Consider the following 20,695-nt stretch of genomic DNA (forward strand, 5'->3'; position numbering starts at 1 on the left):
AAGCCCTAAGTGCATCGTATTTCCCGGGGGCATCCTTATATGCCTATTCGTTGGCAAAACGCCCGACTCACCCCAGAAATCAACCTGATGCGCTTCACGCCCCAATTCCTCGACGAGCTTCGGGCCCGGCTTTCGGTCTCCGAAGTCGTGGGCAAGCGCGTCAAACTGAAGAAGGCGGGGCGAGAGTGGAAGGGGCTGTCGCCGTTCCAGCAGGAAAAGACGCCGTCCTTCTACGTCAACGACCAGAAGGGCTTTTACCACGACTTCTCCTCCGGCAAGCACGGCGACATCATCAGCTTCATGATGGAGACCGACGGCCTGCCGTTCGCGGAGGCCGTGGAGCGGCTCGCCAATATGGCGGGCCTGCCGCTGCCAGCGGTGACGCCGGATGCGGCGCGTCAGGAGCAGCGGCGCCGCTCGCTGCATGACGTCATGGATCTCGCCGCCAAGTTCTTTGCCGAGACGCTGGCCTCGCGCGTCGGCGCCAAGGCGCGCGGCTATCTCGCCGACCGCGCGATCTCGCCGGCGACGCAATTGCAGTTTCGGCTGGGCTATGCGCCACCTGATCGCTTTGCGCTGAAAGAGCATCTCGGCAAGCTCGGCGTCTCCGTCGACGACATGGTCGAAACCGGCATGCTGGTGGCCGGCAACGACATCCCGGTGCCCTATGATCGCTTCCGCGATCGCGTGATGTTTCCGATCATGGATCTGCGCGGCCGCGTCATCGCCTTCGGCGGGCGCGCGCTGGAGAAGGACGTTCCGGCCAAGTACCTGAACTCGCCGGAGACGCCGCTCTTCCACAAGGGCGACAATCTGTACAACCACCAGACCGCGCGCAAAGCCACCCATGACGGCAGCCCCCTCATCGTGGTCGAAGGCTATGTCGACGTCATCGCCATGGTCACCGCGGGCTTTGCCGGCAGCGTGGCGCCGCTCGGCACCGCGCTCACTGAAAACCAGCTCGCGCTGCTCTGGAAAATGGCGGACGAGCCGATCCTCTGCTTCGACGGCGACCGCGCCGGCCAGAAAGCCGCTTATCGTGCCGCGGATCTCGCCTTACCCTTCCTCGCGCCCGGCAAGAGTCTGCGCTTCGCCCTGCTGCCGGAAGGGCAGGACCCCGACGATCTCGTGCGCTCCGGCGGTCGTGGCGCGATCGAGGAGGTGATCGCGGCGGCGCGTCCGCTCGCCGAGATGATCTGGTCGCGCGAGCTCGAAGGCGGCAATTTCGCCACGCCCGAGCGCCGCGCCGCGCTAGAGGCGCGCATCAAGGAGCTCTCCAACGGCATCCGCGACGAGGTGGTGCGGCGCTATTACCGGCAGGATCTTGCCGAGCGGCTTCAGCGCGCCTTTGCCCCCGAAGGCGCACGCGGCGGCTTCGGCGGCGGCCGTGGCAATTTCCGCCCCGGCTCGGCCGGCCGTCAGTTCCAGCCCCGCGGTGGGGGAGGCGCGAATCGATTCGGCGGTCAGGGATTTGGAGGCCGCCGCGGCCCACCCGGGCCCATCCAGCTGCCCTCCGGACCCTACCAGGCGGCGAGCGCGCAGCTCGCGGCAAGCCCGATCATGCGCGGCCAGCGCAGCGCCATCTCCCGCCGGGAGGCCCTGATCCTGCAAATCCTGATCAATCACCCCTGGCTGCTGCACGATCATCTCGAGGAAGTCGCGGCCCTGGAGCTCGCCCATCCCGAGGTCCATAAGCTCCGGGCCGGCATCATCGCCGCCTTTGCCAACGACCATCACCATTCGCCGGACCCCGGCGAGCTCGCCGAGAAGATGCGCAGCGATCTCGAGAAGGGCGGATTTTCGCAGGCTCTTCAAAGGGTTGAGAGCGGTATCACGACCGCGGCGGTGTGGGGCGCCCGTGAGGGCGCCGCACGGGACGACGTTCTCTCCACCTGGCATCAGCTGGTCGCCTTGCATCGGCAGTACCATTCACTACTTAGAGAGCTGAAAGACGCCGAGCTGGCCTTGGGGGATGATCCCAGCGAGGCCAACATGGCGTGGCTGCGCGACGTCAAGGCTCGGATAGGCGAAGTCGACGGCACCGAGGCCCTGATCGAGGGTTTTGGCGAGCTGTCGGGCCGGTTCCAGAAGAGCGTGTGATGAAAGAATCATGCGGACGGCCGGGACCGGAACCGCTAAAAGACTCGCCAAATCCGAGGTTTGGCGGCAAAAACAGGGTTAATCGAGGCTTAACGGTCTTGTAGCACTTTGGCCACCAGGCGGCCGCAGGCAGAACAGACGCGTCAGGAATGAATCCGCGCAATTGCTGTTGGCACTACACCTGTATCCGCTGCGACAAAGAGGCTCTACGAAGCGTTAGGCAAATCCGGCGAGTGAAAGGTCGGGGGTGGCGACAAGAGGTCCGCGCCGCCCTTTCCGTGTCGAGATCTGACGAAGCGAGAGCATCGAGCAACAGGTTCAAGTGATTTTGCGCGGGCGCGGCGAACGTCTGTGTGAAACGCGTTTAGGAGCAATGGATGGCCACCAAGGCAAAGACGCTGCAGGCGAAGGACAAGGAAAAAGACGACAAGGCAGCGGACGCGCCGGAGAAGGACTCCCAGGACGCGCCCTCGCCGTTGCTCGATCTGTCCGACGCGGCCGTGAAGAAGATGATCAAGCAGGCCAAGAAGCGCGGCTTCGTGACCTTCGATCAGCTCAACGAAGTTTTGCCGTCCGACCAGACCTCTCCCGAGCAGATCGAGGACATCATGTCCATGCTCTCGGACATGGGCATCAACGTCACCGAAGCCGACGATAGCGAAGGCGAGGAGGACAAGGACGAGAGCGGCGAGGACGAGACCGACAACGAACTGGTCGAAGTCACCCAGAAGGCCGTCACCGAGGTCAAGAAGAGCGAGCCGGGCGAGCGCACCGATGATCCCGTGCGCATGTATCTGCGCGAGATGGGCACCGTCGAGCTGCTGTCGCGCGAAGGCGAAATCGCGATTGCGAAGCGCATCGAGGCCGGCCGCGAGGCGATGATCGCAGGGCTGTGCGAAAGCCCGCTGACCTTCCAGGCCATCATCATCTGGCGCGACGAGCTCAACGAAGGAAAAATCTTCCTTCGTGACATCATCGATCTCGAAGCCACCTATGCCGGGCCCGATGCCAAGGCCGGCATGAACAATGCGATGATCGCCGGTCCGAACGGCGAGACCGGTGAAGCGACGGCCGAAGGCGGCCAGGCCACCGGCGCCGCGCCCGCGCATGTCGCGCCGCCGGCCGCACCGCCGGCGCCGACCCCGTTCCGCGCCGCGCCTGCGCCCGGCAATGCCGGCGACGCCGCGAAGGATCCGGCGGAATCCGCCGCCGAAGCCGACATGGACGAGGACGACGAGTTCGAGAACCAGATGTCGCTTGCGGCGATCGAGGCCGAGCTCAAGCCGAAGGTCGTCGAGATCTTCGACAAGATCGCCGACAGCTACAAGAAGCTGCGCAAGCTGCAAGAGCAGGACATCCAGAACCAGCTCGAGAGCACCTCGCACGGGCCCTCGCTCTCGCCGCACCAGGAGCGCAAATACCGCAAGCTCAAGGACGAGATCATCGTCGAGGTGAAGTCGCTGCGCCTGAACCAGGCGCGTATCGACAGTCTCGTCGAGCAGCTCTACGACATCAACAAGCGCCTCGTCTCCCATGAGGGCCGCCTGATGCGCCTTGCCGACAGCCATGGCGTCGCGCGCGAAGACTTCCTGCGCAACTACACCGGCTCGGAGCTCGATCCGCGCTGGCTCAACCGTGTCTCGAAGCTGTCGGCCAAGGGCTGGAAGAACTTCGTCCATCACGAGAAGGACCGCATCAAGGACCTCCGCCACGAGGTGCATCAGTTAGCTGCGCTGACCGGCCTGGAGATCATCGAGTTCCGCAAGATCGTGCACTCGGTGCAGAAGGGCGAGCGCGAAGCCCGCCAGGCCAAGAAGGAGATGGTGGAAGCCAACCTCCGTCTCGTGATCTCGATCGCCAAGAAATACACCAACCGCGGCCTGCAGTTCCTCGACCTGATCCAGGAAGGCAACATCGGTCTGATGAAGGCGGTCGACAAGTTCGAGTATCGCCGCGGCTACAAGTTCTCGACCTACGCCACGTGGTGGATCCGGCAGGCGATCACCCGCTCGATCGCCGACCAGGCGCGCACCATCCGCATCCCCGTGCACATGATCGAGACGATCAACAAGATCGTGCGCACCTCGCGGCAGATGCTCAACGAGATCGGCCGCGAGCCCACTCCTGAGGAATTGGCCGAAAAGCTCGGCATGCCGCTGGAGAAAGTGCGAAAAGTCCTCAAGATCGCCAAGGAGCCGTTGTCGCTGGAGACGCCCGTCGGTGACGAAGAGGATTCACACCTCGGCGATTTCATCGAGGACAAGAACGCGATCCTGCCGATCGACGCCGCGATCCAGTCGAACCTGCGCGAAACCACCACGCGCGTGCTGGCCTCGCTCACCCCGCGCGAAGAGCGCGTGCTGCGCATGCGCTTCGGCATCGGCATGAACACCGACCATACGCTGGAAGAAGTCGGCCAGCAGTTCTCGGTGACGAGAGAGCGTATTCGTCAGATCGAAGCGAAGGCGCTGCGCAAGCTGAAGCACCCGTCAAGGTCGCGGAAGCTGCGGTCGTTCCTGGATAACTAGTTCAAACGCCGCCACTTGGCTGTTGAAACAAGAACGGCGGGCGAAAGCCCGCCGGTTTCGTTCACGCCTAGTTCGACAGCGTTCAGCCCAAAGAGGCTCATGCTTTTCCAATCGAATATACACCCGACGAGAGAGGCGCATCGATTCTGGAATTCCGGGTGGATGGCTCCAGCCTCGACGTCGCAAGGATCGACATCTATGCTTCGATGATGCCGGCTCACCTCACCGTCTGGTACAACACCCGCTGCCCCGTCTGCGATGCCGGCATCGACTGGCAGCGCAACAAGCTGTTGGCGTTGGTGCGCGCGGGCACAATCGAATTCAGGGATATCAACGAGCAACCCGATGCGCTGGCGCGCTTTGGCGCCACACTCGACGACATCAGGCGCCGCCTGCATGCCACCGACGAGGCCGGCCAACTCATCGTCGGTGCGGATGTCGCGATTGCGCTGTGGACGCTGACCCCGGGGGAGGGGTGGCTTGCGGGGTTGTTCGGCAATCGCGTGGCGCTGCCGTTCACCCGGTTCTTCTATGATCGGTTTGCCGATCTGCTGTTTGCCTGGAACAGGCGGAGCGGGCGCTGGTGAGCGCCTGCCTGGGTCGACCTATTTCTTCTTCGCGCCGACCCGCTCGAGGTTCTTGATCTCAAGCGCCGGGCGGCCGGATTTTTCGGCGATCTCGCGGTCCTGCTCCATGATATAGGCGCGGGCCGGCTCGTCGCCGTCGAGGCCGCCGAGCAATTCGGCGGGCACGCGCCGGTTGGAGCGTTGTGAGCCGTCTTCATAGAAGACGTTGAAAAAGGCGAATTCGCCCTTGGGATTGGTTCCGGGTTTTTTGGCCATGGCCGGCTTTTCGTCGATCAGGGGGCCATAGTCAAATGACTTTGGCAGGTTTCCGGTGGCTGGGCGCGGGGCCCTGCAGCGGCAGAACCAGCTGCGCGATCGATCGACGAACCCATTTACGAGGCGCCTCGATGTCGGGCGGAAGCGTCCAACGCTTCGTAAAACCCGATGCGCTCCTTAGGAGATCCTTGCCTCACCCTTGCCTCAACAAACGGCGGGCCGCGAAGCCCGCCGTTTATTTTGGTCTTCAGCGTCGCCCGGGGCTGGCGGGGCGACAACCTAGAATAGAATATTATATCGGCGCCATGCCGTGGCAAGGCAAATCGTTGGCGCTGCGATGCCGCAGCGAGCGCATGAGATATGCAGTGGTCGCGACATCGGACTTCATTCGTCGAGCCAGGATGCGATTGGTTCTGGTGAGGATTTGCCGCTTTGACGCGAATCTGGTTCCCGGGCATGATCGCGCGCCGCTCTCCCGCCCATTCCCTGTAGGATTCATCCGAATGTCGAAATACGCCTTGGCCATCGCCTTCATCGCCTGTCTGGCCGGCGGATCGGCGCAAGCCGCGCGCTGCGGCGGCGACTTCAACAGCTTTGTCGCCAGCATGGCCTCGGAAGCGCAGGCCGCCGGCGTCTCGGCGAGCGTGACCAGCGCGGCGCTCAGCGGCGTGCAGCAGGACGGCGCGGTGCTCGCCTTCGACCGGCGCCAGCGCTACACCTTCAACAAGAGCTTCGAGCAGTATGTCTCGACCCGCGTCGGCCCCGGCCGCATCAATGGCGGCAAGGCGCTGTTGCAGCGCCATGCCGCGCTGCTCTCACGCATCGAGCAGCAGTTCGGCGTGCCCCGCTATATCCTGGTTGCGATCTGGGGGCTGGAGAGCGATTTCGGCAAGGGCGACATCGGCAAGCTGCCGGTGGTCCGCACGCTGGCGACGCTCGCGCATGACTGCCGCCGCACCGAGCTATTCCAGGGCGAGCTGCTCGCGGCGCTGAAGATCGTGCAGCGCGGTGACCTGCCGCTGCGCGACCTGATCGGCGCCTATGCCGGCGAGATCGGCCAGACCCAGTTCCTGCCGTCCTCCTACATCAAGTACGGCGTCGATTTCGACGGCGACGGCCACGTCGATCTCCGCCACAGCGTCCCCGACGTGCTCGCCTCGACCGCGAACCTGCTCCACACCAGCGGCTTCAAGATGGGCCAGCCCTACGGCGAAGGCACCGCCAATTTCGAGGCCATGCGCGAATGGAACAGGGCGGTGATCTATCGCAAGACGATCGGGTATTTTGCCGATCGGCTGGCGGGGCAGTGAGGGGAGCCAAAGAGACGGAGCACTCGCGCACATACTTGGTGTCATCGCCCCGCGAAGGCGGGCGATCCAGTATTCCAGAGACCGCGCGAGAATACGGAGAGGCTGCTGCGTACTGGATTCCCCGCCTTCGCGGGGAGTGACAACGGAGAGGTCCGTGAACGCTCGCCAGGACGACGGTTTAATTCGACGGCGCCCCTCACTCCGTCCCCTTCGCCATCCTCTCCAGCTTGCGCTGCAACGGCGCCCAGTACGTTGCCGGGCGGAAGCGCTGCAGGAGATCCATGAAGCGGGCGTCGTTGCCGATCAGGATGCGCGGCTCGTTTCTCTCGATGCCCTTGATGATGCGCAGCGCGGCGTCCCGGGGCGTGGTCCTTGCCGCGTTCTCGAACCGCTCGATCGATTGCGACCGGCGTGCGTTGTCGGTGACGCCGACCCCGGTGCGCGAGTTGCGGGCGATGGCGGTGGCGACGCCGCCAGGATGCACGACCGACAGCCTGACAGGGCTGCCCGCCATGGCCAGCTCGTGCCGCACGCTCTCGGAAAAGCCGCGCACCGCGAATTTCGCCGCGGCATAGGCCGACTGTCCCGGCGGGGCGATGATGCCGAAGATCGAGGACAAATTGACGATGTGTGCCTCGCCCAACGTCTTCAGATGCGGCAGGAAGGCGCGCGTGCCGTGCACCACGCCCCAGAAATTGATGTCGAACAGCCAGTCCATCTGCGCCTGGTCGATCTCCTCGAACGATCCCATCAGTGCAACGCCGGCATTGTTGACGACGATGCCAAGTGCGGGATGCGCGGTGGCCGCCTCACGCGCGAATTGCGCGATGTCGTCGGGCTCGCTGACATCGACGCGATGCAGGCTGAGCTTGCTTGCGGCGCCGATCTCGGCCGCGAGCGTCTTCAGCCCGGGCTCGTCGCGATCGGCGAGCGCGAGATCGCAGCCGCGCCGCGCAAGCTCGATCGCCAGTGCGCGGCCGATGCCGCTTGCCGCTCCGGTGATAGCGGCGGCGCCGCGGATTGCAGTCATGATGATCCCCCGTCGAGCCACTTGAGCGGAACTATGATTTACATTTTTTCATATTGGAACCGAACCGCATGGCGGTTCCCTCCTTAACCTACGTTACTTGATGAAGACAGGCAGCATTGGGAGCCGCCGATGGGACAAGCAAAGCCGTTTCGAGCCACCGCACTGATCGTGGAAGACGACCTCATGCAGAGGGAGATGCTCAGTCTTCTTCTCGAAGAAAGCGGCTACGACGTCATTCAATGCGAGAGCGCCGAGGCGGCCGAGCTTGTGCTGGAGAAGAGCGCCGGCGCGCTCTGCCTGATGATGACCGACGTTCAGCTTGCCGGCCGCATGAACGGCGTCGAGCTCGCGCATGTCGCCAAGGACCGCAACCCGAAGCTCGACGTCGTCGTCACCTCCGGCCGGCCCTTGATGCAGGCCTTGCCGAACGGCGCGAAGTTCTGGGCTAAGCCATGGGCGCCGCTCGACGTGCTCCGCGAGGCCGAGATCGCGCAGCTGTCCTGAGGGTCGATCCGGCAGGCCGGCTTTCGTGGTCCGCGGCGCGGTGATAAGGTCGGTCCATGACCTTGTCCTTCCTGCTCACCTCGCTGATCGTCGTCGCCTCGCCCGGCACCGGCGTGCTCTACACGCTGGCGGCCGCGCTGACCCGCGGCTCGCGCGCGAGCATCGCCGCTGCCTTCGGCTGCACCCTCGGAATCGTGCCGCACATGACGGCCGCGATGCTGGGGCTCGCCGCCGTGCTCCACACCAGCGCGCTCGCCTTCGCCGCGCTGAAATGGTGCGGTGTCGCCTATCTGCTCTACATGTCCTGGCAGGCGCTGCGCGAGACCGGGGCGCTGGCAGTCGACGGCGAGATCCGCGAGCGTTCGGTCGGTCGGGTGATCGTGACCGGCTTCCTGATCAACATCCTCAATCCAAAACTGTCGATCTTCTTCCTGGCTTTCCTGCCGCAGTTCATCGCCGCGGACGAAGCCCATGTGCTGGCGCGAATGCTGGAATTGAGCGGCGCCTTCATGGCAATGACGTTTGCGGTGTTCGTGGTCTACGGCCTCTGTGCGGCATCGGTGCGCGAGCGCGTCATCTCCCGCCCGCCTGTCATGGCCTGGCTGCGCCGGAGTTTTGCCGCCGGCTTCGCCGCGCTCGGCGCCAAGCTGGCGTTCGCGGAGCGATAGCTTCTCCAGCCAATAAAAAAGCGGGCCTTGCGCCCGCCATCTTCCAACTCAGAACTCCCACCCGACGCCCGGGCGGAGCGTGCTCCACCCGGGCAAAGAATAAGAAGCCTCGCTACTTCTTCTTCGCTGCCTTCTTGGCCTTCTTCTTCGTCGCCTTCTTCGCCTTCTTCGCTTTCTTAGCCATAGGATCCTCTTCAGGGTTAATGGTGAAACGCGACACGAGGGATGCTCGGCGGAGGGCCAGCCTCGCAACATCCTCGATGACAAGCTCAGCAGATTCGCGCGCTTCTGCCCCGCGCTGTCACATCCGTGTCATCGCGTTATCCACAGCTCAGATGCATTTTCGGGTGATTTTGGCTCACGAATCCGCGTCGCCGGCATGCCTAACGATCCGACAATGCGCCAGCCGTTCATGAATCCAAAACCAAAGTCATGCTTTCGCGGATCGCAGTGAGACTCCGTTAAGCGCAGCGGCGGCATTGTCCCCCCAAGAAAACGGGGACGGGATCATGGACGGTCAGCTGGCAGGGACGGAGGGCGCGACGCTGCGCGCGCCGCGTGCGCCATGCTGAACGTGCCGACACTCTGGACCGTGTTCGTCGTCAACTTCCTGGCGCTCGGCCTGATCTGGGCCTACGTGATGCGCACCTATCCGAAATTCGCGGCCGCGCGGTTCTGGATGGCATCGTCCTTTATCGGCGCGACCGGTGCGATGACGGCCCTGCTGCGCCTGTTCGTCGCGTCTCCGTTGCCGCTCCTGCTTGGCGCCGCCGGCGTCATCGCGGCGAGCTGCCTTGCCGCCATGGGCATTCAACGCTTCTATCACCGGCCCGTCTCATGGCGCGTCATGATCGCAACAGCAGGCTTAAGCCTCGCCGGCGTCGTGTTCTTCGTGGTCGGCTTCGACAACATGCAGCTGCGCATGCTCTGCTACACGCTCGGTCAGGCCGTGCCGCTGGTGCTGGCGCTGCGTCTGTTGCTGTCGCCGCCGGAAGGCCGCGTCAGTCCGGGCGCCCGGCTGTCCGGCATCGTCATCCTCGCCATTATCGCGATCCTCGTCGTCCGCACGGTGGGCAATCTGCTCGGCGGCGATTTCTCGGCAAGCGCCGGCGGCCAGGCTCATGGCGTCATGGTGCTGGGTCTCTTGTTCCTGTCCATGACGCTCAATTTCGGCTTCCTGCTGATGGCGATGGACAGCTTGCGCAACGAGGTCGCCGACCTCGCGCTACTCGACGATCTCACCGGCGTCGCCAACCGGCGGCATCTGTTGCAGCGGCTGAGCGAAGAATGCGCCCGCTCGGAGCGCAGCAGCGAGCCGTTCTCGCTGCTGGTCATCGATCTCGACGGCTTCAAGACCATCAACGACACCCATGGCCATGCCGCGGGCGATGCCTGCCTCCAGCACTTCACCCTGATGGCGCAGACGCGCTTGAGGCCCGGCGACATGCTCGCCCGCACCGGCGGCGACGAATTCTGCGTCGTGCTGCCGTCGTCGACCTTGCGCGAGGCGGCTGCGATCGCCCGCCGCGTGCTCGAGGTCTGCCGCCAAGATGCCGTCAGCTGCACCGGCATCGACATTCCGATTGCGATCTCGATCGGGGTGGCGCAGTGGGACCGCGGCGTCGGCCAGTTTCCGGACCGCCTGATCGCGCATGCCGACCACGCCCTCTATGCGGCCAAGAAGAACGGCAAGAACGACTTTGCCGTCCACGATCCGGCGCCACCGCTGATGCCTGACCCGATCGGTTCAGGCGAGGCCTTGCGCAAATTCGCGTAAGGGCGTGCTAACGTCAGGTCCGCATTGGACCCGCATGATGATCTCTCGCCTGCTCGCGGCCGTTCTCGCCGCCCTCATTCTGATCGCACCTGCCGCTGCGACCGACGCCGAGCTCGCAAAGCTCGCGCGCGCCTCCGGCACGCCCGACATTCCCGGCCTGAAGATGGTGTGGCTGGCGCCATGGGGCGATGTCGGCAACGCAAAAGCCTGGCGCAACATCATCGTGCACCAGACCGAGGGACCGGCAGGCTCGGCGCGCGGCGGCGCCCAGATGCAAACGAAGAATCCCACGCGTCGCGGCGTCACATTGTGGGTCGAGACCGACGGCACCGTCTATTGGGCGGTCGCGGAAAACCTGGTGCCGACCCATGGCGACGGCGCCAACCGCAACGACAACAAGTACATCGACAACAAGCCGACCTACCGCCAGGTGGTGCGCGACAATTCGATCGGCGTCGAGTTCGCCGGCAACTATCCCGACGTCACCACGGGACCGACCGCGGCGCAGGTCGCGGCGTGGAAGATCCTCGTCCAAATCCTGCGCGCGCGCTACGGCATCCCGCTCGACCACGTCTATGCGCACAACTGGATCGACTACAAGGATGCCCGCTATTGCGAAGGCTGCTGGCTTGCGACGCTGGCGCGGACATGGGGGAGTGAGCGAGGCGCCGACGATGCGCTCTTCCCTTCTCCCCTTGCGGGAGAAGGTGGCGCGAAGCGCCGGATGAGGGGTTGTCTCCGGGAATGACGATGTGAGAGACGTGCTCGCGGAGACAACCCCTCACCCGTCTCGCCGCTATCGCGGCGAGCCACCCTCTCCCGCAAGGGGAGAGGGGAAGATCAATCACACCGGCTCCGACATCCACCCGAACAGCCGCCGGATCAAGCCCGGCCGCCGCGGCACCTCCGGCGGACCGTCCGCTGCCAGCACCCGTTTGAAGAAGTAATCCAGGAACACCATGTCGTTCGGCTCGGTGACGGTGAATGTCTCCTCGCCGAAATAGACGCTGTAATTGAAGAAGAACGGACCCATCAGCGGGATCGTCGCGGTCGAGGCATAGTCCTTCGAGATCACGAACTCTGACGGCTCGAGCCCGTGCTCGCGCATCGCCTGCTCGACCAGCGGCAGCTTGCGCATGAACTGGGCGGAGAAGCCGCCCACGGTGGATTGCAGGATGATCGACACGGTGCGTGTCCGTTCTCTTGATGCTGTCGGCCCGATCCCTTTGGTCGGTCGACCGGCAGCGCGGGTTCAAGATGCCTGGTCCGCGTCCCCGCGAACATGCTGCGCCTCACACGCAAACAAAAAAGCCGGCGTTGCCGCCGGCTTTCTGTCTCTTGTCGATCCGCCAATCTCTGGCGCCAAAACCTCGCGCTTAGAGCGCGGCTTCCAGGGCGGCCTGTTCGGCCTTTGCGATCGTGCCCTTGACCGCGGACTGCACCTTCTCGAACGCGCGGACCTCGATCTGGCGGACGCGCTCGCGCGACACGCCGAACTCGGCGGCAAGGTCTTCCAGCGTCATCGGCTCATCGGCGAGCCGGCGGGCCTCGAAGATGCGGCGTTCGCGCGGGTTAAGCACGCCCATGGCGCCGTTCAGGGCGTCACGACGGTGATCATACTCCTCGTGCTCGGCCAGCATGGCTTCCTGGTTGGGCGAATTGTCGACCAGCCAGTCCTGCCATTCGCCGGCTTCGCCGTCGTCGCGGATCGGAGCGTTGAGCGACGCGTCGCCACCGAGGCGGCGGTTCATGTCGACCACGTCCTGAGCCGTGACGCCGAGACGCTTGGCAATGATGGCCACCTGGTCGGGGCGGAGATCGCCTTCGTCCAGAGCGGAAATCTTGCTCTTCGCCTTGCGCAAGTTGAAGAACAGCTTCTTCTGGTTCGCGGTGGTGCCCATCTTCACGAGCGACCACGAACGCAGGATGTACTCTTGAATCGACGCCTTGATCCACCACATCGCGTAGGTTGCGAGACGGAAGCCCTTCTCGGGCTCGAACCGCTTCACCGCCTGCATCAGGCCGACATTGCCTTCCGAGACGACCTCGGAGATCGGCAGGCCGTAGCCGCGATAGCCCATGGCGATCTTGGCTACGAGACGGAGATGGCTGGTGACGAGTTGGTGCGCGGCGTCGCGATCATCGTGCTCGCGCCAACGCTTGGCGAGCATGTATTCCTGCTGGGGTTCCAGCATCGGAAACTTGCGGATTTCGCCGAGGTAACGGGAAAGGCCGGATTCGCCATTAAGGACCGGCAGGGTAGCTGTACGGGCCATAGTGCGCCCTCCAAACAGGTTCAGGCCCCCGATAGCGGCGGGCCAGGCAGACGACCGCTTGGTTAAAGCCGATCGGTGCTGCGATGTTCCGCGTTGGTCTTCAACGCAAGCGCAATATACTCCATCGGAAGGCAAAAAGGGAAGGATTGCTGACGTCACGTCCCCGTGTGGCAGCTATAACTTTTTGTAATGTAAAGCATTTCTGAAGCGACCTGCGTCATAGCGCCGCTTTGAGGGCCCCCTGAAGGAGAAGCAAATCCTCCGGCAGAGGCGTCTCCCAGTGAAGTAATTCTCCAGTCCTCGGGTGCTTCAATACCAGCAGGTAGGCGTGCAGCGCCTGCCGCCCCAGCGCGGCGAGGGCGGCCTGCGACTCGGGGCCCAGCTGGTTCGCCTTGGTCTTGAAATGCGGGCCGTAGACGGCGTCGCCCATCAGGGGGTGGCCGATATGGGCGAGGTGGACGCGGATCTGATGGGTGCGTCCGGTCTCGAGTTCGCAGGCGAGCAGCGTCGCGATCGGCTTGCCGTCGCGTCCGGCAAAACTCTCCAGAAGCTCCCAATGCGTCACGGCCTCGCGGCCGCCTTGGCGCACCGCCATTTTCTCGCGCGCATGCGGGTGACGGTCGATCGGCGCGTCCACGGTGCCGCGATGGCGGCCCGGCAGCCCCCAGGCGAAGGCCATGTAGCCGCGCCGCATCGGCCCGGTACGGCCGTGATCGGCGAATTGCGCGGTGAGCGAGGCATGCGCGAGGTCGTTCTTGGCGACCACCATCAACCCGGTGGTGTCCTTGTCCAGCCGGTGCACGATGCCGGGCCGGCGCACCCCGCCGATGCCGGAGAGCGAGCCGCCGCAATGGGCGATCAGCGCATTGACCAGCGTACCGGTCTCGTGGCCCGCCGCGGGATGCACCACCAGCCCCTTCGGCTTGTTGAGGACGACGATGTCGTCGTCCTCGAACACGATGTCGAGGGCGATATCCTCGCCTTTCGGCTCCGGCGCAGCCGCTTCCGGCACGTCGATTGTGATCGTATCGCCGGAGGCGACGTGATAAGCGGGGTCCCGGATCGCGGCGTCCCTGAGGCTCACCGCGCCCGCCAAAATCAGGGCTTTCAGCCTCGATCGCGATAGCTCGGCAAGGTGCAGCGCCAGCACGCGGTCGAGCCGGGTCGAGCCCTCGGAGCCTTCGACGACAACCTCCAACCTTTGCGCAGAGCCAGAATTTTCCATGACGACGTCTGATACCGTTGTTCCCGAACCGAGCCCCGAGCAGGCCGCGCTGTTCGCGCGGGTGCGGCGGATGATGCTGATCGCGGGGTTGACCACGGCGCTGGCAATCTGCGCCGTGCTGATCGCGGTGGGCTACCGCCTTTTCAAGTCCGAGGGAAGGGCGCCAGAGCCGGCAGGCGACGTCACCGCGACTCTCCCGAAGGGCGCCAAAATCGTCTCGAGTGGCGTCGCCGGCGACCGGCTCGTGATCACGATCGACATCGGCGGCGTCACCGAGATCCGCACCTTCGACGCCCACACGTTGAAGCCGGCTGGAAAGCTGAAATTCGCCAATGAGCCGTGAGGCGCGCCCCGGAACTCGCCGCCATCGTCGTCCTGGCGAAGGCCAGGACCCATAACCACCGAATCCGGTTGCACGAACGAGATCGTCGTTCCGATATGCCTTAACCATCCGCATACGGGGTAATGGGTCCTGGCCTTCGCCAGGACGACGCCGATTGGGCGTTTGAAACCCCGCGATCCCCGCTTGCCGCCGGCAAAATTCGAGGCTATGTCCTCTCCCTCAACGCTCCCTTCGTCTAGCGGTTAGGACGCGGCCCTCTCAAGGCTGAAACAGGGGTTCGATTCCCCTAGGGAGCGCCATTTTTCGAATTTTGCATTGATTTCCTTCGATTTTTTCAAGCCATCGTGCCACCCCGAATAGAGTGGGACAGCGTACGTTCTCCGTTCATCCCCTGCCGGATTTTGCCGAGTGGAAATCGAGCGAGTAATTTTCGAACTACGCAACCTGATCGATACCATGCCGAACTTTCACGGTTCGGCATCCAACACCCCGGCAGGGCGAATGTGGCTCGGTCGAGCCGCGGCTATGTTGAAGCCGCCGGATCGTCGCTCGATGCAGCGGGCGTCGTACTCGCGATGGATGCGGTTATCGGGGAATCGAACTCCTATAGGCACGGACAAGCGGTCTCTAAAGTGGCTAGCATTCTCTTTCGAACGTTTGCGCGTGTAGAGTCACAATCGCCTCCTAACTTACAAGGGGCCTATATTCCGGCCGGCAACGCGTTTGATGCACTCGCGGCCATCGCTCGAGTTTTCAGCTCAGCGAGACTGAGTTATTCATTGTCGATCCTTATTCTGACGAGAAGCTGTTGCGTGATTTTGCACCGCTCGCGGCGGAAAATGTTCTGCTTAAGGTTCTCGCCGATCCGTTCTATGTGAAGTCGTCCCTCAAGCCGGCCGTCGAGCGTTGGCAGAGCCAATTTCAAAATCGGCCGCTAGAGACGCGCCTAACATCGCCTCGCCAACTCCACGATCGCCTGATCATTGTTGACGACAAAGAAGTCTGGATCGTTACTCAGTCGTTCGCTCATTTGGCTGAACGGGCGCCGGCCTCCGTAAGCCGGTTCGAGTCAGAGGCGGCCGATCTAAAATTGAACAGCTACCGCACCAGTGTGCTGCCGCACAGCCGATATAAATCAACCAGGGTGCGGCATTCGCGTGCGACACTGCAAAACCCAACCATTTCGTGCGCACGAGCAAGCTTCTAGCGAGACCTGGCGCAGGCGCTCTCCTAAGCGATCGTGCCGTCGATCGAGCGGCGGATCACCCGCTGCACTTCGGCATTCGACAGAAAAAGATCGTGGTTGATGATGCCCCAGCCTTCCGCTGACGCATCGACCACGCGTACGCCGAGGCGCGCGATGACGGCTTTTTCGGCGGCGCCGACCCTGGTCATTCCACCTGCGATCTGTCCCGACAACGCCAGTGCGCGATCGTTCGTCGCGGCGATCACGGTGATTTTGCCCGCAAGCGGACCGATGCGCTGGATCGCTGACGAGAACACGTCCATGTCGATATCGGGCGCGGCAAACACCACGGCGCCGATCTTGCTCGTCACTGTGTCGCCGTATCGCGCATAGAGCTGACGCAGGCTTTCGAGCGACAGCATGGTTCCCATGCTGTGCGCAACGATGTTCACGCGGCCGGTGCCTGGCGCCGACACGAGTGTGGAGAGCACGCGCTCGAACTCGTCGCGGGACCACATCGCACTGTCGCGGTCATAGGCATAGTCGAACAGTCCTGCCTTGGAGGGCCAGGAGAACACCATGGTCCGGCCGCGGAACTTGATCCCATCGGAGAGATGGGCGCCATCCAGCACCGCCGTCTCGAACGTCTGCTTGAAGCCGTGCACATAGATCAGCACGTCTCCTCCGCCGGCCTGCGCAACGAGATCGCCAACGTCGGCCGACACCGGTTCGACCCGGTCAAGGCGCCAATCGCCAAGTCCAACCGAGGCCAGAGAAAGGCGGCTCTCGTCCGGCGCCCCCAGCTTCGCCCGCGCGATTGTCATGGTCGTCGCGCGCTCCGGCCCGAACCATGGCTTCGTGCGACCGCCGTTCACCGGCTTGCGCGTGGTGGTGACGAGCAATGTGGGGTCAAGGGATAGCGATGACGCGTCGAAACGCGCCCCGGTCGCACCCAAGCCGGCGCATCCGCCAAGCGCGAGGGCGGTCCCCGCCGACATAAATCCGCCGAGGAGAGCGCGGCGCGAAATAGAATGACGAGGGTCGCGTTGCAGGAGACGTCGAGCGATCACACGAAACCTTTGGGAACTTTGCCCACCGTAGCGCCCCGCTACATCTCTGAATGACAATGGGGGCGAGAAGACGGCGGAGCTGCTCTGCGGTCCATTGCATGGTCGTGCAGTCCATCGTCTCCGCCGGTAGAGCGAAACAGCCGCAAACGCAAGTCAATCCCTCTCCGCAAAAATATTCCAGTTTACCGAAATTCGGAAATATCGTATGTGTCGGCCATCCCAGCCCACAAAAGGGGCGGTCGTACGTCGTCACGAACGCGGGTTGGGAGTTGCGGTGGACGCGGGCGGCGTTAAAGGCGGGCTTGTGCGTGCAGGGCGAGATGAACCTCGTGAGCATGGCACGAACCGCATCGACGGACGGCGCTCAAACCTCGCGAAGCCTCTGGCGAAGCAGGGCCATGTCCTGCGAAGCTTGGGCGAAGCAGGATGCCTGCGTACGGCGAAACCGTGTGGTCTTGGCCGTCGTTGCTACGGTCAAGCCTTTGCGAAGGCGTCATCGCGTCAACCGGCGCGGTGCCGTGCATTTCGCGGAGGTGACGGAGGCAAGAAGGAACTCGTCTCCGGGGAGAGCGCGGCATAGGCCGTCAAACCATCGCGCAGGGAAGGCCTGGTCTCGGCTGCCCTGTGTCTCCCCTGTGCATTGCGTGTGCAATCAGTTCGCATGGGGGTTTTTATGGGTGCCAGCCGGCGCCCGGTCTTCCCTGCGCCCTTTCTTTTCGAGGGGGTGAAGCGAGAAGCATAGCTCGGGCAAAACATGCCGCGAGGCTGCGAGCGCGTGTCCGCGACCCGCATGCAAACTGACCTCCCTTTCGAGCCTCCCTTTCGAGCTTCCTTGCGAGCATGATGCGTCGGCATCGGTGGAGGTGGTCGTCCCTCCCGGAATCTGCCTTGATGCGAATTCAGCGCGGAGGAATTTTGACATGAGCGGCTTGGTGATCTCTGGCGGCCGGGTGGTGGATCCCGCCAGCGGAATGGACGCCATCGGGGATGTGGCGGTCGTGGACGGCAGGATCGCCGCGGTTGGCGCCTCGCTCGGAAGCGCCGAGCGGACAATCGACGCGACCGGGCTCGTGGTCGCCCCCGGCTTCATCGACCTGCACGCGCATGGCCAGTCGCTCCCCGCGGATCGGATGCAGGCGTTCGACGGCGTCACGACGACGCTCGATCTCGAAGCGGGCGTGCTGCCGGTCGGGTCCTGGTATGAGCGCCAGGCGCGGAAGGGGCGCGTGTTGAACTACGGCGCGGCCACCAATTGGGCTTTCGCGCGTATTGGCGCGATGACGGGCTCCAATGCGGAGAGCTCGCTGGAGGCGTTCGGCAACGCCATGCGCGATCGCCGCTGGATGGACAACGTGGCGAGCGATGCGGAGGTTGCCGGCATCCTCGAGCGCCTTTCGCGCGGCCTGAACGAGGGCGGCATCGGCATCGGGATCTTGAACGCCTATGCGCCGGGCGCCGGCGTGCAGGAGCTGACCGCGGTCTGCCAGCTCGCGGCCGCGCAGGACGTGCCGACCTTCACCCATGTCGCCTACATGTCGCGCATCGATCCCGAGAGCGCGGCGGAAGCCTATATCCGCCTGATCGGCTATGCCGGAGCCACCGGCGCGCACATGCACATCTGCCATTTCAACTCGTCGAGCAAGACCGACGTCGAGCGCTGCCGCGTGCTGATCGCGAAAGCGCAGGCGCAGGGCCTGCCCATCACGGTCGAGGCCTATCCCTACGGCACCGGCTCGACCGTGCTGGCGGCCGCCTTCTTCAGCGACCCCGAATTCGTCGAGCGCAACGGCACCGGTTACGATTCCGTGCAGCGGGTCACCGACGGCCATCGCTTCGGCGATCGCGAGGAGCTCCTGAAGGCGCAGGCGGAAGAGCCGTCCTCGCTGGTGCTGTGGCACATCCTCGACACCGAGAACAATGCGCATCACCGCGACCTCCTCGACATGTCGGTGCTCTATCCCGGCGGCGCGATCGCCTCCGACGCGATGCCGTGGACGACGTCGGACGGCAAGACCTACACCGGCGATGCCTGGCCGCTGCCGGATGACGCCACCTCGCATCCGCGCTCGGCGGGCTGCTTCACGAAATTCATCCGCGAATGGGTGCGCGAGCGCAAGACCGTGTCGCTGCTCGAAGGCGTGCGCAAATGCGCGCTGATCCCGGCGGAGATCCTGTCGCAGAGCACGCCCGCGATGCGCGCAAAAGGTCGGCTCGCGAAGGATGCCGATGCCGACATCGTCGTGTTCGACTACGAGAAGCTCTCGGACCGCGCGACCTTCACGGCGATGAACCGTCCCTCCGAAGGCGTGCGGCATCTGATCGTCAGCGGCCAGCCGTTAATCACAGATGGTGTGCTGGACGTCGCGGTGCGGCCCGGCCGTCCCGTGCGCCGTCCCGTCGTCGGGAGCTGAGACATGCCGGTCCCCATTCTCCTGGTGACGGGCTTTCTGGGGGCCGGCAAGACCACTGTCGTGAACCATCTGCTGGCGCATGCGGAGGGGCGGCGGATCGCCGCTGTGGTCAACGATTTCGGTGCGATCAACATCGATGCCGAGCTGATCGCGGGCGCGAGCGACGGCGTGGTCAGCCTCGCCAATGGCTGCATCTGCTGCTCGCTCGAAGGCGACCTGCTGCGCACGCTTGCGACGCTGCTGCGGCGTGATCCGAAGCCGGAATACATCGTCATCGAGACCAGCGGCGTCGCCGATCCCGCCGAGATCGTCCGCAATTTGATGGATCCCGTGATCCTGCGCGAAGCGCCGTTGGAAACGGTGCTCTGCGTGATGGACACGGCGACACCGCCGGCCGCTCTCGACGACGCGCTGCACCGTTCGCAGCTGCGCGTCGCCGACATCGTGGCGCTGAGCAAGCTGGATCTGGCGGATGAGGGTGCGGGCGGGCGGATGCGCGAGGCAATCCGCGCGCAGCGCGTTCCTGCCGTGGTCGTCGATGCGCAGCAAGGCGAAATTCCGTCCGCGCTGCTGTTTCCCGCGACCGTCGATCGTGCGCCCGCGCCGCGCAAATCCGGACCGAAACGTCCGGCAGAGCAACGCTTCGAAACGCTGAGCTGGACCTCGAACCAGCCACTTTCGCTGGCCCGCCTGCAGCAGGCGATCGGCCGACTGGCGCCAAAACTCGCGCGGGCAAAAGGCCTGTTCGAGACCGTCGAGCAGCCGGGGCGCCAGATGGTGTTTCAATTCGCCGCCGGCCGCGCCACGCTGGCCCCAGGCGAAGCGCCGACGCCGGGCGTGCCGTGCGCGCGGATTGTCTTCATCGTCGAGCTAGGCGTGCTCTCGAAGGCGGAGCTCGACGGGATCATGGAGACCTGCGTTGCGGATCGGTGAAGCTGCCGCTTCAGGCGAATTGCGCGATGCCATTTCCAACGGACCAGTTCTCCGCGGGCGCATCGAGGACGTTGACGAACACGTCCTCGGGGCGGAGGCCCGGGTTTTCGCCGAGCAGGTCCGCGATCCGCCGGTACAGGGCCTTCTTCTGCTCGGGGGTGCGCGAGGCGAACACGGTGATCTGGATCAGCACGGCATCGTCGCTGCGCGTGACGCTGTAGGCATTGCCGCAGCGGAAGTTCGCGGGCGAATGCTCGCTGATGGTCATGAACTCGTCGCCTTCAGGGACGTTCAGGGCCTCACGCATGGCGCGGTAGAGGCCGTCGAGGATTGCCTTCCGGTAAGCTTCCGGCTTTCCGGCGCGCATCGAGATGTGGAGGAGAGGCATCGCGAAATCCTCATTGACGAAAGGGCGCATCGGCCCCAGTTTGTTTTTGACGCGGCGTCAAGAAATCATGTTTTTGACATCGTGTCAAATATGCTTGATAGGGG

General features: G+C 64.2%; 19 protein-coding genes and 1 tRNA gene. 13 read left to right on the plus strand and 7 right to left on the minus strand.

Features of this window, described 5'->3' with window-relative positions; all coding sequences use genetic code 11:
• The first annotated feature begins 87 nt into the window (after window positions 1–87).
• The 3 genes from dnaG (at window position 88) to AC0L3B_RS24615 (ending at window position 5,215) form a co-directional block, all read left to right on the plus strand.
• Window positions 88–2,100: a DNA primase gene (gene dnaG / locus AC0L3B_RS24605; protein WP_247296168.1), complete on the plus strand. Its 2,013-nt coding sequence runs from the start codon at window positions 88–90 to the stop codon at window positions 2,098–2,100.
• 377 nt (window positions 2,101–2,477) lie between these two features.
• Window positions 2,478–4,628 (plus strand): RNA polymerase sigma factor RpoD, encoded by a 2,151-nt coding sequence (gene rpoD / locus AC0L3B_RS24610; RefSeq protein WP_018453615.1) that lies wholly within the window; start codon window positions 2,478–2,480, stop codon window positions 4,626–4,628.
• A gap of 206 nt (window positions 4,629–4,834) precedes the next feature.
• Window positions 4,835–5,215 (plus strand): thiol-disulfide oxidoreductase DCC family protein, encoded by a 381-nt coding sequence (locus AC0L3B_RS24615; protein ID WP_371258501.1) that lies wholly within the window; start codon window positions 4,835–4,837, stop codon window positions 5,213–5,215.
• Window positions 5,216–5,233: 18 nt separating this feature from the next.
• Here AC0L3B_RS24615 and AC0L3B_RS24620 read toward each other — a convergent pair whose 3' ends face one another.
• Window positions 5,234–5,470 carry a hypothetical protein gene (locus AC0L3B_RS24620; RefSeq protein WP_007614643.1) on the minus strand — a complete coding sequence of 79 codons (237 nt, stop codon included), beginning with the start codon at window positions 5,468–5,470 and terminating at the stop codon, window positions 5,234–5,236.
• 503 nt (window positions 5,471–5,973) lie between these two features.
• On the opposite strand from AC0L3B_RS24620, the gene AC0L3B_RS24625 reads away from it, so the two are divergent.
• Window positions 5,974–6,780, plus strand: coding sequence for a lytic murein transglycosylase (locus AC0L3B_RS24625; RefSeq protein WP_085360517.1), 807 nt, complete (start codon window positions 5,974–5,976; stop codon window positions 6,778–6,780).
• 196 nt (window positions 6,781–6,976) lie between these two features.
• On the opposite strand, the gene AC0L3B_RS24630 is transcribed toward AC0L3B_RS24625, so the two are convergent.
• Window positions 6,977–7,810: an SDR family NAD(P)-dependent oxidoreductase gene (locus AC0L3B_RS24630; RefSeq protein ID WP_085360515.1), complete on the minus strand. Its 834-nt coding sequence runs from the start codon at window positions 7,808–7,810 to the stop codon at window positions 6,977–6,979.
• Between the two features lie 129 nt (window positions 7,811–7,939).
• On the opposite strand from AC0L3B_RS24630, the gene AC0L3B_RS24635 reads away from it, so the two are divergent.
• From AC0L3B_RS24635 to AC0L3B_RS24650, 4 genes are all read left to right on the plus strand, one after another.
• Complete coding sequence (locus tag AC0L3B_RS24635; RefSeq protein WP_018453620.1) at window positions 7,940–8,314, plus strand: response regulator; 375 nt, start codon at window positions 7,940–7,942, stop codon at window positions 8,312–8,314.
• 56 nt (window positions 8,315–8,370) lie between these two features.
• The gene (locus tag AC0L3B_RS24640; RefSeq protein ID WP_473381149.1) at window positions 8,371–8,982 is read left to right on the plus strand and encodes a LysE family translocator; all 612 of its coding nucleotides are present in this window, start codon (window positions 8,371–8,373) and stop codon (window positions 8,980–8,982) included.
• A 565-nt stretch (window positions 8,983–9,547) separates the two neighbouring features.
• Window positions 9,548–10,759: a GGDEF domain-containing protein gene (locus tag AC0L3B_RS24645; protein ID WP_085360511.1), complete on the plus strand. Its 1,212-nt coding sequence runs from the start codon at window positions 9,548–9,550 to the stop codon at window positions 10,757–10,759.
• Window positions 10,760–10,793: 34 nt separating this feature from the next.
• On the plus strand, window positions 10,794–11,507 hold the full coding sequence (locus tag AC0L3B_RS24650) for a peptidoglycan recognition protein family protein (protein ID WP_473381150.1): 714 nt from the start codon (window positions 10,794–10,796) through the stop codon (window positions 11,505–11,507).
• A gap of 96 nt (window positions 11,508–11,603) precedes the next feature.
• On the opposite strand, the gene AC0L3B_RS24655 is transcribed toward AC0L3B_RS24650, so the two are convergent.
• The 3 genes from AC0L3B_RS24655 to AC0L3B_RS24665 form a co-directional block, all read right to left on the minus strand.
• Complete coding sequence (locus AC0L3B_RS24655; RefSeq protein WP_473381151.1) at window positions 11,604–11,945, minus strand: hypothetical protein; 342 nt, start codon at window positions 11,943–11,945, stop codon at window positions 11,604–11,606.
• 190 nt (window positions 11,946–12,135) lie between these two features.
• Window positions 12,136–13,035 carry an RNA polymerase sigma factor RpoH gene (gene rpoH, locus AC0L3B_RS24660; protein WP_007596598.1) on the minus strand — a complete coding sequence of 300 codons (900 nt, stop codon included), beginning with the start codon at window positions 13,033–13,035 and terminating at the stop codon, window positions 12,136–12,138.
• A 217-nt stretch (window positions 13,036–13,252) separates the two neighbouring features.
• Window positions 13,253–14,260, minus strand: coding sequence for an RluA family pseudouridine synthase (locus AC0L3B_RS24665; RefSeq protein WP_473381152.1), 1,008 nt, complete (start codon window positions 14,258–14,260; stop codon window positions 13,253–13,255).
• Between AC0L3B_RS24665 and AC0L3B_RS24670 the strand changes: the two genes are divergently transcribed.
• The 3 genes from AC0L3B_RS24670 (at window position 14,259) to AC0L3B_RS24680 (ending at window position 15,810) form a co-directional block, all read left to right on the plus strand.
• Complete coding sequence (locus AC0L3B_RS24670) at window positions 14,259–14,603, plus strand: hypothetical protein (RefSeq protein WP_473381153.1); 345 nt, start codon at window positions 14,259–14,261, stop codon at window positions 14,601–14,603. The two genes, AC0L3B_RS24665 and AC0L3B_RS24670, sit on opposite strands and share 2 nt — an antisense overlap.
• A gap of 224 nt (window positions 14,604–14,827) precedes the next feature.
• Window positions 14,828–14,902, plus strand: a tRNA-Glu gene (locus AC0L3B_RS24675).
• A 509-nt stretch (window positions 14,903–15,411) separates the two neighbouring features.
• Window positions 15,412–15,810 carry a hypothetical protein gene (locus AC0L3B_RS24680; protein ID WP_473381154.1) on the plus strand — a complete coding sequence of 133 codons (399 nt, stop codon included), beginning with the start codon at window positions 15,412–15,414 and terminating at the stop codon, window positions 15,808–15,810.
• Window positions 15,811–15,833: 23 nt separating this feature from the next.
• On the opposite strand, the gene AC0L3B_RS24685 is transcribed toward AC0L3B_RS24680, so the two are convergent.
• Window positions 15,834–16,787, minus strand: coding sequence for an alpha/beta hydrolase (locus AC0L3B_RS24685; protein WP_085384409.1), 954 nt, complete (start codon window positions 16,785–16,787; stop codon window positions 15,834–15,836).
• 992 nt (window positions 16,788–17,779) lie between these two features.
• On the opposite strand from AC0L3B_RS24685, the gene AC0L3B_RS24690 reads away from it, so the two are divergent.
• Window positions 17,780–19,270, plus strand: a complete 1,491-nt coding sequence (locus AC0L3B_RS24690) for an amidohydrolase family protein (protein ID WP_473381155.1) — start codon at window positions 17,780–17,782, stop codon at window positions 19,268–19,270.
• 3 nt (window positions 19,271–19,273) lie between these two features.
• Window positions 19,274–20,203 (plus strand): CobW family GTP-binding protein, encoded by a 930-nt coding sequence (locus tag AC0L3B_RS24695; protein ID WP_473381156.1) that lies wholly within the window; start codon window positions 19,274–19,276, stop codon window positions 20,201–20,203.
• A gap of 10 nt (window positions 20,204–20,213) precedes the next feature.
• Here the strand turns inward: AC0L3B_RS24695 and AC0L3B_RS24700 are convergent, their stop codons facing one another.
• Window positions 20,214–20,591: a tautomerase family protein gene (locus tag AC0L3B_RS24700; protein ID WP_473381157.1), complete on the minus strand. Its 378-nt coding sequence runs from the start codon at window positions 20,589–20,591 to the stop codon at window positions 20,214–20,216.
• Window positions 20,592–20,695: the final 104 nt, after the last annotated feature.

The organism is Bradyrhizobium sp. Kon56, from assembly GCF_055807635.1.